The organism is Paenibacillus harenae DSM 16969 (assembly GCF_000422465.1).
GTDB lineage: Bacteria > Bacillota > Bacilli > Paenibacillales > Paenibacillaceae > Pristimantibacillus > Pristimantibacillus harenae.
Map to the genome: position 1 here is coordinate 160,737 of NZ_KE383842.1, position 12,250 is coordinate 172,986.

At 51.8% G+C, this 12,250-nt stretch carries 13 protein-coding genes and 1 tRNA gene; 13 read left to right on the forward strand and 1 reads right to left on the reverse strand.

All coding sequences use genetic code 11. From position 1 onward, the window contains the following. Positions 1 to 64 precede the first annotated feature (64 nt). The 7 genes from H581_RS36390 to H581_RS0110825 all read left to right on the forward strand — a co-directional run bounded on the left by H581_RS36390 (position 65) and on the right by H581_RS0110825 (position 8,531). Positions 65 to 1,591 (forward strand): GGDEF domain-containing protein, encoded by a 1,527-nt coding sequence (locus tag H581_RS36390; protein ID WP_051250669.1) that lies wholly within the window; start codon positions 65 to 67, stop codon positions 1,589 to 1,591. Next, positions 1,588 to 2,805: an EAL domain-containing protein gene (locus H581_RS33730; protein ID WP_051250671.1), complete on the forward strand. Its 1,218-nt coding sequence runs from the start codon at positions 1,588 to 1,590 to the stop codon at positions 2,803 to 2,805. The genes H581_RS36390 and H581_RS33730 overlap by 4 nt, the downstream gene beginning before the upstream one ends. 109 nt (positions 2,806 to 2,914) lie before the next feature. Beyond that, the gene (gene polA / locus H581_RS0110805) at positions 2,915 to 5,593 is read left to right on the forward strand and encodes a DNA polymerase I (protein WP_028609993.1); all 2,679 of its coding nucleotides are present in this window, start codon (positions 2,915 to 2,917) and stop codon (positions 5,591 to 5,593) included. Positions 5,594 to 5,641: 48 nt separating this feature from the next. Then, positions 5,642 to 6,496 carry a DNA-formamidopyrimidine glycosylase gene (mutM, locus tag H581_RS0110810; protein WP_028609994.1) on the forward strand — a complete coding sequence of 285 codons (855 nt, stop codon included), beginning with the start codon at positions 5,642 to 5,644 and terminating at the stop codon, positions 6,494 to 6,496. Positions 6,497 to 6,626: 130 nt separating this feature from the next. Continuing rightward, positions 6,627 to 7,355, forward strand: coding sequence for an MntP/YtaF family protein (locus H581_RS0110815; protein ID WP_028609995.1), 729 nt, complete (start codon positions 6,627 to 6,629; stop codon positions 7,353 to 7,355). A 16-nt stretch (positions 7,356 to 7,371) separates the two neighbouring features. Further along, complete coding sequence (coaE, locus tag H581_RS0110820) at positions 7,372 to 7,968, forward strand: dephospho-CoA kinase (protein WP_028609996.1); 597 nt, start codon at positions 7,372 to 7,374, stop codon at positions 7,966 to 7,968. Next, a complete protein-coding gene (locus tag H581_RS0110825; RefSeq protein WP_028609997.1) occupies positions 7,965 to 8,531 on the forward strand; it encodes a lytic transglycosylase domain-containing protein in 567 nt (188 codons plus the stop codon). The genes coaE and H581_RS0110825 overlap by 4 nt, the downstream gene beginning before the upstream one ends. A gap of 101 nt (positions 8,532 to 8,632) precedes the next feature. Here H581_RS0110825 and H581_RS0110830 read toward each other — a convergent pair whose 3' ends face one another. Continuing rightward, positions 8,633 to 8,851: an alpha/beta-type small acid-soluble spore protein gene (locus H581_RS0110830; RefSeq protein WP_028609998.1), complete on the reverse strand. Its 219-nt coding sequence runs from the start codon at positions 8,849 to 8,851 to the stop codon at positions 8,633 to 8,635. Between the two features lie 146 nt (positions 8,852 to 8,997). Here H581_RS0110830 and nrdR point away from each other — a divergent pair, with 146 nt between their 5' ends. The 6 genes from nrdR to H581_RS0110860 all read left to right on the forward strand — a co-directional run bounded on the left by nrdR (position 8,998) and on the right by H581_RS0110860 (position 11,787). Next, complete coding sequence (gene nrdR, locus H581_RS0110835) at positions 8,998 to 9,480, forward strand: transcriptional regulator NrdR (protein WP_028609999.1); 483 nt, start codon at positions 8,998 to 9,000, stop codon at positions 9,478 to 9,480. Positions 9,481 to 9,523: 43 nt separating this feature from the next. Further along, positions 9,524 to 9,599: transfer RNA gene (locus H581_RS0110840), tRNA-Ala, on the forward strand. A 489-nt stretch (positions 9,600 to 10,088) separates the two neighbouring features. Beyond that, a complete protein-coding gene (locus tag H581_RS0110845) occupies positions 10,089 to 10,724 on the forward strand; it encodes a TetR/AcrR family transcriptional regulator (protein ID WP_169507494.1) in 636 nt (211 codons plus the stop codon). Then, positions 10,721 to 11,080 carry a TipAS antibiotic-recognition domain-containing protein gene (locus tag H581_RS0110850; protein WP_028610001.1) on the forward strand — a complete coding sequence of 120 codons (360 nt, stop codon included), beginning with the start codon at positions 10,721 to 10,723 and terminating at the stop codon, positions 11,078 to 11,080. The genes H581_RS0110845 and H581_RS0110850 overlap by 4 nt, the downstream gene beginning before the upstream one ends. 28 nt (positions 11,081 to 11,108) lie before the next feature. Beyond that, positions 11,109 to 11,546: an SRPBCC family protein gene (locus tag H581_RS0110855; protein ID WP_028610002.1), complete on the forward strand. Its 438-nt coding sequence runs from the start codon at positions 11,109 to 11,111 to the stop codon at positions 11,544 to 11,546. A 19-nt stretch (positions 11,547 to 11,565) separates the two neighbouring features. Beyond that, positions 11,566 to 11,787 (forward strand): cation transporter, encoded by a 222-nt coding sequence (locus tag H581_RS0110860; protein WP_036718467.1) that lies wholly within the window; start codon positions 11,566 to 11,568, stop codon positions 11,785 to 11,787. Positions 11,788 to 12,250 lie beyond the last annotated feature (463 nt).

Genomic DNA, 12,250 nt, shown 5'->3' on the forward strand with positions numbered 1-12,250 from the left:
AATTGATTGGTAATATAAAAAACAAAGCTGCTGATATTGACGATTGTTGATTGAGGGGATCCGGATGGATGAGGTTGGATTTGGATTATTTAATCGGGAACTGATCCGCAGGATGAAGAAGCACCGGCAAGACGGCGGAATCGGCGTCATACATGTACGCTCCCGGCCGGGATTCCCGGCTGCCGAAGCGGCTATAAAGAATTGGGAGAACGGCGAGTCCGCCATGTTCTGGCGTCAGCAGCTCGAAGCTGAATGCTTTTATTTTCTTAGGAAGCTGAAGGACGAGCCAATCCAGGCATCCGTGGAGAAGGCGGCTGAACGCTTGAAGAGCCGGCTGCAGCAGCTTGTAGGGAACGAGAAAATGCCGTCATACGAGAGCTGGAGCGTCGGCGCGGCAGTCGGTATTGCGGTTGCCCATTCAATCTCGACCGGCTATTCTGCCGAGACGGACATCTATCGGCTTCTTCTCGAGGCCGCAGAGAGCGGCAAAAGGAATGAAGCGACCTGCGTCATTCGTGACGATGCCGCGGCGATGCGGTTGGATAATGCCCGAGCAGCCGCAGATCTAACGTCAGAAGGCAGCCAGCCTCGAACCTATCGCCCGGAGCTGCAGGGCAGGACCGTCCGGATCGGTGAACTGGCTAATCCCGTTCCTTTGTTCCCGCCGCAGGCCCGCGTGTCGGAGATTGCGTATTTATTCGACGCGGATGCGAGAACGCAAGCGGCCGTCATTGTGGATCATGGCCGTCCGGTCGGCATCTTGATGAAGGAGAAGCTGCATCAAATGCTGGCGGGCCAATTCGGCCTTCCGCTCTACTGGAACAGGCCGGTGGAACGAATCATGAACGGCCAGCCGCTTATCGTTGATGAACAGCTGCCTGTCGAGCAGGTGTCGCAGCTCGCGATGGCAAGCGATTTCTCGCAGCTGTACGATGTCGTTCTCATCACGAAGAACGGCCAATTGACAGGTGCGGCTTCGCTTCGTTCGATTCTCGAATGCATTACCGCGCTCCGGACGGAGGCGGCCAGAGGGGCGAATCCGCTTACGGGTCTGCCGGGCAATGAAGAAATTCAGCGCGAATTGGAGCGAAGAATCGAACTCGGGCTTCCTTTCGCGGTTATTTATGCGGATCTGGATTATTTTAAATGGTATAACGATTGCTTTGGGTTTGTCCTGGGCGACGATTTGATCCGGTATTTGGCCGATGTGCTGCGCAAGGAGCAGGAGAGGCTTGGGAGCGGAGCTGATTTTACCGGACATATCGGCGGCGATGACTTTATTGCGGTGACCGGCGCCGACCGCGCGGAGCTGCTGTGCAGATCGGTGATTGAACGCTTCGACAGCGGCATTAAAGCCTTCTACGGCGGAGTAGAGGTGACGACCTGCCGGGACAGGCATGGCCATATTATTCAGCAGGAAGGCGTATCGCTGTCGTTGTCGCTGATGCTTTGGGACGGCGAGGTGCCGGTCACGACGGAATACATATCCAGATTTTCAGCGATGCTGAAGAAGCAGGCGAAGGCGCGGAAGGGCAGTACTTATGTGATGGATCATATAACGGGAGCGCACCATAGAGAGGAACGATTGTGAAATTGAAACAGCATCAGGTGTTTGAGCAGCTCTATGGCGTGGATGATAGGAACGGCGGCTATTTCGGCATGATCTATTTGTCGTGGCATCTTCCTGCGGGGCAATGGAAGAGTAATGATGAACTCCCCTGCGAAAGGTGGCGGTCGTTCGCGGAGAAGGAGGCGGAGGCCGCATTTAAGAGCTCTATGCTGTATGAGGGAACGCTGTGGATGAATGACGATTTGTTCATACGCATGCGGCTGCCGAGCGGCCGGCAGGAGCTGCTTGAGGGCTGGCTGCTGGAGCTTGCCCGCAAGCACACCTCCGATTGGGAGCAGCGATTTCTGAAGGAACTTCGGCCGGATGTGAGGCTTCATTGGGAACATAAGCTTCATGCGGGCGTATCCGTCGTGGCGGCGGACACGCTGCCCGCGGAACAGCTGATCGGATACGAAGCGATGAAGAAGGCGATCCTGCATGGACAGTCCGCCGGGGCGATGGAACGGAGCTTAAAGCGAATGGCAATGAACCGTTTGATCGCCGGGCGCCAGCTTCACCCCGTCTATCAACCGATCGTGTCTTTAGGGGAAGGGAAGGTATTCGGGTACGAAGCGCTGACACGGACCAATGACCGGAGCTGGTTCGCCGGGCCGATGGAGCTGTTTCTATTCGCCGAGGAGGAAGGACTTACCTATACGCTTGACCGGTTGGCGAGGGAGCAGGCGATTGACGGCTGCATTCCGCTTAGGCAGGAGCAGAAGCTGTTCATTAATGTCATGGCGCAAATTATGGAGGATCCCGGCTTCTCGCCGGGGCAAACGCTCAGTCTTCTGGAGCAGAACCGTTTATCGCCGCATCATGTCGTGTTCGAAATTACCGAGCGCAGCTCGATCGCTGATTTCGGCTCGGTGAAGAAGGCGCTGGAGCATTACCGGAGCCAGGGCTATCAGATCGCGATCGATGACGTCGGCGCCGGTTATTCCTCGCTGCAGTCGATCGTGGAGCTGCGGCCGGATTATTTGAAGGTCGACCGTTCGATTATCCGGCATATTCACCTCGACGAGATGAAGGAGCATATCCTTCATACCTTAATCCAGCTTGCTTTGAAAATGGATATTTCGATCATTGCAGAAGGGATTGAGCTCGAGGAGGAGCTCGAGAAGGTTCGCGCGATGGGCGTTCATTATGCGCAAGGCTACTTGCTCGGAAGACCTGCCGTTTTCGACGCGGTATAATAATAGAATGACGGAAGGGGCTTTCCACGGGCAGGCAATGCTTGGGGCAAGCCCATTTTGTGGTATAATAACCGGTATGTATGCTACCAAAACGAGGTGTTGATGCCAAATGGAAAAATGGATGTTAATTGACGGAAACAGCATCGCTTACCGTGCGTTCTTCGCGATGCCGCCGCTGACGAATTCGGCCGGTCAGCACACGAATGCGATCTTCGGATTTACGACGATGCTGTTAAAGCTGCTGGAACAGGAGCAACCGACGCATGTGCTCGTCGCGTTCGATGCCGGCAAGATCACTTTCCGCCATAAAGGCTATACCGAGTACAAGGGCGGAAGACAGAAGACGCCGCCTGAGCTGTCGGAGCAATTCCCGGTGCTCAAAGAGCTGCTGCAAGCCTTCAGCATCTCGCAGTTTGAGCTCTCCGGCTATGAAGCGGACGATATTATCGGAACGTTAACCCGCAGAGCCGACGAGAAAGGCGTACAGGCTGTCGTCGTCACGGGAGACAAGGATATGCTGCAGCTTGCGTCCGACAACGTAACGATTGCGGTAACGCGCAAGGGCGTCAGCGAGGTAGATCTATATTCGCCTGCCGCGATTCAGGAGAAGTACGGTTTAGTGCCGCAGCAAATCATTGACCTTAAGGGTCTAATGGGCGATACGTCGGATAATATTCCGGGCGTGCCCGGCGTCGGCGAGAAGACGGCCCTGAAGCTGCTTCATGAGCACGGCACGGTCGAGAGCGTGCTGGACAATCTGGACAAGCTGAAGGGCAAGCTGAAGGAAAATATCGAAACGCATAAAGACAGCGCAATCATGAGCAAGAAGCTGGCCACGATTTTCCGCGAGGTGCCGATCGAGGAGGAGACGGAGCGCATCCGTTACGCCGGATACGATGCCGCGCAGCTGGCCGAAGCGTTCCGCAAGCTGGAATTCAAATCATTGATCGACCGGTTGGAGCTGGGCCCCGATGCGGATCAGATGGAAGAGGCCGCGCAGGCTTCCGCAGCCGAATTGAATATCCGGGTCATTGAATCGGCTGCCGACGAGGAGTTTCTTATCGAGCTTCTGAAGTCGCTGGAGCAGCCGGATACAAACGGCTTATACATAGAAGCCGTCGGCGAGAATCCGCATCATGCGGAGCTGATCGGCCTGGCAGTAGCGACGGGGGAGGCCGTTTATGCTCTTCCGTATGCCGTGCTGCAGCAGCCTTTTGCCGGGAAGCTGCGCGAATGGCTGGAGCATCCGGACAAGCCGAAGTACGGCTTCGATCTGCACAAAACGGAGCTGGCTCTGGCGTGGAGCGGAATAGGCCTTGGAGGCGCCGCCTTCGACGTTCAGCTTGCCGCGTATTTGCTTGATCCGACGGACTCGAGTCAGACGCTCAGCAGCATTAACGAGAAGCACGGCCAGCCAACGCTGCCCTCTGACGATGCGGTATACGGCAAGGGGGCCAAGTTCAAGCTGCCGGATGCGCAGACGCTGTACCGTCACTTGGCGCTCAAAGCGGAAGCGGTACGCCGTTTGGTGCCGCTGCTCATGGAGGAGCTGAACCGCACGGATATGAGCAAGCTTTATTTTGAGCTGGAGCAGCCGCTGTCCCGCATTCTTGCCGGCATGGAGCATTTGGGCATTAAGGTGGAGAAGGCGGAGCTGGAAGCGCTCGGAAGCGATCTGGAGCGGCAGTTGACCACAATCGTAAGCGATATATACAAGCATGCGGGAACCGAGTTCAATATCGGATCACCGAAGCAGCTTGGCGAAATCTTGTTCGAGAAGCTTGGTCTGCCTGCGAAGAAGAAAACAAAAACAGGGTATTCGACCGATGCCGATGTGCTGGAGGAGCTTGCTCCCTATCATGAAATTATCCCTTCCATCCTGCACTACCGTCAGCTGGCCAAGCTGCAGTCCACCTACGTGGAAGGCTTGCTGAAGGAGGTGCGGGAGGAGACCGGAAAAATCCATACGTATTACCGACAGACGATTGCCGCGACGGGCCGGTTAAGCAGCCAGTTTCCTAATCTGCAGAACATTCCGATCCGGCTTGAGGAGGGCCGCAAGATCCGCAAAGCGTTCTTGCCTTCCGAGCCGGGGTGGTACATTCTGGCGGCCGACTATTCGCAGATCGAGCTTCGCGTCCTCGCCCATATTTCCGGGGACGAGAACTTGAAGGAAGCGTTCATTCACGATATGGATATCCATACCAAGACGGCAATGGATGTATTCGGCGTATCGGCTGAGCAGGTGGATTCCAACATGAGACGTCAAGCGAAGGCCGTCAATTTCGGAATTGTATACGGCATCAGCGATTTCGGCCTGTCACAGAACCTGGGTATTAACCGGGCAGAGGCAGGCAAGTTTATCAATCAGTATCTCGAAGTATTTAAAGGCGTGCGCCAATTTATGGATGATATCAAAAACGATGCGCGCCGCGACGGGTATGTAACGACATTGCTGGGACGCAGACGCTATTTGAACGATATCAAGGCGTCCAACTTCAACATCCGCTCCTTCGCGGAACGGACGGCAATGAATACGCCGATTCAAGGAACGGCCGCAGACATCATCAAGCTTGCGATGGTTCACATGGACACGGCGCTGCGCGAGCGCGGCTTGAAGAGCCGCATGCTGCTGCAGGTGCACGATGAGCTCGTCTTTGAGGTCCCGGAAGAAGAGCTCGAGCTGATGAAGCAGCTTGTTCCGGATGTGATGGCAGGCGCGTTGAAGCTTGACGTTCCTCTAAGGGCGGATGTCAGCTACGGATTGAATTGGTATGAGGCAAAGTAGCCCGCAGGCGTGCGGTTTCGGGTATAATGGTAGTTGAGGTGAGAAGAAATGCCTGAATTGCCGGAGGTAGAAACGGTAAGAAGAACGTTAATCGAATTAGTCGCGGGCAAGCGGATTCAAGCCGTAACCGTCAATCTCCCGCGTATTATACAGCGGCCCGCAGAGCCGGAGCAGTTCGCAGGCGCGTTAGCCGGGCAACAGATCGAAACCATTGAGCGGCGCGGCAAGTTTTTGCGGATTATATTGGACGGGCTTGTGCTCGTGTCTCACTTGCGAATGGAAGGCCGATACGGCGTTTTTGGATCGGATGAGCCTGTAGAGAAGCACACGCATGTCATTTTCCACTTTGACGACGGGACGGAGCTGCGTTATAAGGACGTGCGGCAATTCGGTACGATGCATTTATTCGAGCGGGGACGGGAGCTTGAGCTGCCGCCGCTTAATAAGCTCGGCATCGAGCCGCTCGAGGAGTCGTTCACGCTGGAGGCGCTGCGCGGCAAGCTCGCAAAGCGGACGACGAAGCTGAAGCCGCTCCTGCTCAATCAAGAGTATATTGTCGGCCTAGGCAATATTTATGTGGATGAAGCGTTATTTCAAGCCCGAATTCATCCGGAGCGCACGCCGGATACGTTGAAGCCCGCAGAGTGGAAGAAGCTCTACGAAGCGATTCGTGTTACGCTTGCACGCGCCGTAGAGGCGGGCGGCTCATCGATCAAATCTTACGTAAACGGGCAGGGCGAGATGGGCATGTTCCAGCATGAGCTGCTCGTTTACGGCAGGAAGGGCGATCCTTGCCCAAGCTGTGCGAGACCGATCGAGAAATTTACGGTAGGCGGCAGAGGCACGCATATTTGCGGCAAATGCCAGCCTATCGTCAAGGCGAAGTCAACGGCGGTCAAGTAGCCGGAACGGATCGACATGCACAGACAAATACTCCCCGCATATGATGTGGTGTTACGAACAATAGGCGGATGTCTACTCGCGAATACGGAAGCGATGCAGACAAAGGCTTGTGCGGGGAGGGGCTTTTCGATTGTTCGCGCATGTTGCATCATTGCTAGTGCTTGCTTTTGCTGTTAGTTTGGATGGGTTCGGGGTAGGCGTTACTTACGGTCTGCGGCGCATTCGCATCCCGTTCCTTTCGGTGTTTATTATCGCGTGCTGCTCGGGTATCATTATTTTTCTATCGATGCAGGTTGGCGGATGGCTGACCGGCTTCCTGTCCGAGTTCGCGGCTCGGCTAATCGGCGCGTGCGTACTTATCGCGATTGGCGGCTGGGCGCTGTTCCAACTGAAGAGGGGAAAGCAGACCCTCGAAGAGAGCGAAGCCGCCGAAACCGGTCTGGCAGGAAGCGTAAGCGGGAGTGGAGCGGTAACCGGCCCAGCAGCAGACAAAGGTCAAGGGGAGCTTGCCAATGCGGCGCTTATCGTCATGGTAGAGCTGAAGCGGTTAGGTTTAGTTATTCAGATTCTGCGTACGCCGCAGGCCGCCGATGTCGATAAATCAGGCACGATCTCGGCTTCAGAAGCCGTAATGCTGGGCGTAGCGTTATCGCTTGACGCATTCGGCGCGGGTCTTGGCGCAGCCATGATCGGCTTGCCGGCATTGCTTACCTCGCTGACGATCGCTGCGGCGAGCGCCATGTTTCTCGTAGGCGGCATCCGCTTCGGATTCCGGTTCTCTACGTGGAAAGGGATGCACGCATTATCTTTGCTGCCAGGCATATTATTGATCATGATGGGAATCATGAAGCTGTTATAATTCAGAGGTGAATAGGATGAAAATCGGATTAACCGGCGGTATTGCCAGCGGTAAAAGCACAGTCGCCCGCATGCTCGCGGCGCGCGGCGCGCTGCTGGTCGATGCCGATCAAGTCGCCAGGGAGGTCGTTCTTCCCGGCGAGCCGGCACTAGGGGCAATCGCCTCTACGTTCGGACAAGCCGTTCTGGAGGCTGACGGGTCTTTGAACCGCAAGGCGCTGGGCGAAATCGTCTTTCGGGATAAAACATTACTCGCGAAGCTTGAGGCCATCACTCATCCTGCCATACGGGAGCGCATGCAGCGGCGGATACATAGCTATGAAGAGCAGGATCCGAACCGTTTAATCGTAGCGGATATTCCTCTCTTGTTCGAGACGGGGCAGCAGAACCTCTATGAAGGCGTAATGGTTGTGTACGTGCCTGCAGATTTGCAGCGTACCCGCTTGATGGAAAGGGATGCAGTATCGAAGGAAGAGGCGGAGCGCAGAATTTCTTTGCAGATGGATATCGAACGGAAGAAGCTTCTGGCCGATTGGGTGATTGATAACGGCGGAACGCTTGCGGAAACGGAGCAGCAGATTGATGATTTTTGGAAAAGCAAGTGTCTGCCATGAGGATATTAGTTAAAAAGAGAGTGTTATTGATCCTGCTGCTCGGATTGATTACTATATTATTTCTTAAATCCGACTGGCTGGCCGAATGGATGTATCCGGTTCATTACAAGCAGGATATACGCGCAAGCGCAGGCAATTACGGCATCGAGCCTCATTTGGTCGCGGCCATCATACGAAGTGAAACCAATTACCGGACTGGCCGAGATTCGAAGAAGGGCGCTTTGGGATTAATGCAGATCATGCCGAATACGGCTGATTGGGTCATTCAGAAAGCGGGATTTACCGGGGTGACGGAGGACATGCTCAGGTATCGGGCCGATGTCAGCATCGAGGTAGGCTCCTGGTATTTAAATTCATTAACGCAGCAATTCGGGCAAAATAAAATTGCCGCCATAGCCGCATACAACGCAGGTCCGGGGAATGTTCAAAAGTGGCTTCATTCGGGCGTGTGGGATGGGAAAATGGAAACCGTCAAACAAATTCCATTCGGCGAGACCAGACACTATGTACAGCGGGTCATTTATTATTATAATAAGTACAAGGATTTGTATCCAAGCTTCTAAATTATTGATAACCAGCGAAATAAAAACGAGCCTTGGAGGCCCGCCGCTTCATGGACGGGCCCAGCCAAAGCGTCTGTTATTCATACAAGCTTAATGAATCATTATTTGAATTGACCAGCAAGGGATTGCTCGGCAATTTGAACGAGGCGGCGGGTAATAGAACCCCCGATGGAGCCTGCGTCTCTAGTCGCCATGTTGCCGTAGTATCCGTCTTGCGGAATCGCGATGCCTAGCTCTTGAGCCACTTCGAATTTCATTTGGTCAAGTGCTGCAGTCGCTTGCGGTACAACCAATTGGTTACTGCTACGATTTTGAGCCATTGTTGTTCACCTCCTTGCGGTTGGTAAAGGTATTATGTGCAAAAAATCAAAGGCTATAACAGGGATTACATGGAAAATTTATTTTTTTGAGAAAAAGTTTTTTTTAAGGCTATAAAACCGATAAAGGAAGGAGGCAAGTCAGCCGCATGAAATGTCCCTATTGCGACAATGCAGGAACGAAGGTTCTAGATTCCAGACCGGCAAACGAAAACAAATCGATTCGCCGCCGCCGTGAATGCGAGAGCTGCAGCCGGCGCTTTACAACCTTTGAAATGATTGAGGAAACGCCTCTGATTGTCATCAAGAAGGACGGCAGCCGCGAGGAATTCAGCCGTGACAAAATATTGCGCGGATTGATTCGGGCGTGCGAGAAACGTCCCGTTCCCGTGGAACGGTTGGAGGTTATCGTATCCGAGGTTGAGAAAGAGCTTCGCACGACGGCTCTTGCCGAGGTGGACAGCAGCGAAATCGGCGGTCTCGTCATGAATGAACTATACCCTGTCGATGAGGTCGCGTATGTCCGATTCGCATCCGTATACCGGCAATTCAAAGATATCGATATGTTCATGAAGGAGCTTAATCATCTTCTATCCAAGCATCCGCTCAACAGCATGATAGATAAGGATTGACAGATTTGACGACAATATGCTATTATCAATCTTGTCGCCATTTGGGGCCTTAGCTCAGCTGGGAGAGCGCATCGCTGGCAGCGATGAGGTCAGGGGTTCGATCCCCCTAGGCTCCACCAAACACAAATATCAAACACGCCAAATAAGGCGTGTTTTTGCGTTTGGTGGAGCCCGACAAGGGGGCGAACCCCGGGGTTCAGTCCGCGCGGACGTAGCGAATGCGGAGGAGCACGGCGTCTGAATCTACCGCTAAAAGTCCTCGTCGAGTAAGCTTCGTCAGCCATTCGATCAGGATTCGGACATCCCATAATGGAAAGACGAGCTTGTGCGAGTCATATCCCCCTAGGCTCCACCAAAACAATACATCCAACACAACCTATATTTGCGATTTTTTTTGTGGAATGTCTAGAAACCCTAAAGTTTCACCTATGCGGATGTCCCTTTATCCGTTGAACGAATAAATCGAAAAACGATCAGGAATGGACCGCGAATCTTCCAGTGAGGGAGGAATATACGTTTTGTCTGTTGGTCTGATAAAAATAAAAAAATTTATAATTTATATATTTACAATCAAAGGCTTCTTACATATAATTGAAGTGGAGGTGATCATGATCGCACGAGGGTTCACGGAAGATAAAAAAGAAGCCATTCGTATGCTTCTAATCAAAGAAGGAAAACGATTGTTTGGTAAGTTCGGTTTGAAGAAAACAAGCATTGCCCAATTGACGGAAGCGGCTGGTATATCGCCTGCAGCCTTTTACAAATTTTTCGAGTCCAAGGAAGAGCTATATTTTTTCATCTTTGAACATGAAGCTCTGGATTTTCAAAAAAAATTATTGGCTCAGCTCAACAGCGCTGAATCTCAATCGATGACCATGACATTTCAAAATATGTTTATATCCATCATGGATCAGTACAAACACGATCCTTTTATGGAACAGTTATTTCGTGGGGATGATTTCAATCAAGTACTTCTCACGGTTTCAAAGCAGGATATTGATAAGCATGTACTATTGGGTTATAAACACTTTTCCCCTGTAATTGAAAACCTGCAGAAGGAAGGCAAATTGATTTCTACCAACCCGAAAGTTTTAATCACGATTATGCAAATAATCTTTTTGGTAAATGAACATAGGAAGAATTTCGATTCAGAACTATTCGATAAAGCGATGAAACTGATGGCTGGATGGATCGCGCAAGGCTTTACTCATAATAAATTTGATATCTGGGGTGAACCGGAATGAGCGGTGTGTGGGAGTATTTTACTCCGGAGCAACAGGACTTTTTATCAAGGAGAATCGAACAGATTAGGCAGAGTTATGGTCCTGAAGAAATGAAAAGACTTAGAGTGGAATCAAATAAGCTCATCTCAAAATTACGTTCAGCTTACGAATCCGGACTGCCGTCTGATGCTCTAGAGGTTGTGGCTTTTGCCAAACGATTAGCCGAATCTCAGGCGATGTTTAACGGTGGTGATCGTGAGCTTGAGAAAGCCGTAGAACGTTTCCACGTTGAAAACCCAGATGTAGAGGATCATGGAATCGACTTGAAGTTGTACAGATATATTGAGCAAGCGAAATCGTACTGTTCGGCAGAGTAATCTTCAATCTAATCATTCAGGAGATAATATGGAAAATTCAAATCCAAATGGGTTACCCGACATTTGTAAGGTTCGAATTCTTGATGATCCAATTGATAAAGTATGGAAGGTTATCTCGACATCTGAAGGAATCGCTCTATGGTTTTACCCGACGAATTATTTTCAACCGGTTCTAGGATGTGAGTTTTTTGCAGAAATGGAGCTACCGCAAGGCAGAACAGCCTGCAAAGTTACTCAGGTTGATCCTCCTTATAATTTATCATACGAATTAGGAAACGATTGGAGTTGGTCGTTCAAATTGAAAGACCTTCAGGGCCGAACAGAATTAACATTCGTATGGTCGGGATGGAATGAGAAGAAGAGGACGGAGTTCGGAATGCCTCATACGAAGCTACATCCCCAATTAATGAGCGGCACGAATGTGTTGATGAAAGCATTGTCCAGATCAATAAAGAAATTGGATTAACGATTTATAACCTGGAGGGATGAACTTGCAGCATGTTGTCATTCAAGTCATTGGGATGTCCTGCGGGTATTGCGTCAAATCTGTAGAGAATGCTCTGAATAACATTGGAGCACGAGGGCGTGTTAACCTTAAAGAAGGATCCGTAAATGTCACGTACGATGAAATCCGGCTTAAACTTGAAACGATTACGAATGCGATTGAGGATCTTGGTTATGACATAGACACTGGTTTCGATAGTTAAACAGGTAATGGCGGGAGAGCGCATCGCTGGCAACGATGAGGTCAGGGGTTCGATCCCCCTAGGCTCCACCAAAACAATAAATTCAACTACTTCATCCGGAGTGGTTTTTTTATTGTTTTGATGGGGCCCATAAGGGGGTGAACCCCGGGGTTCAGTCCGCGCGGACGTAGCGAATGCGGAGGAGCACGGCGTCTGAATCTACCGCTAAAAGTCCTCGTCGAGTAAGCTTCGTCAGCTATTCGATCAGGATTCGGACATCCCATAATGGAAAGACGAGCTTGTGCGAGTTATATCCCCCTAGGCTCCACCAAACACAAATATCAAACACGCCAAATAAAGCGTGTTTTTTTGCGTTTGGCGGAGCCCGACAAGGGGGCAGACCGCGCGCACGAAGCGATAGCGTAGGAGCACGGCATCGAAATTTACCGCTAAGATCGCCATCGTGGGCTATGCTTCGTCAGCA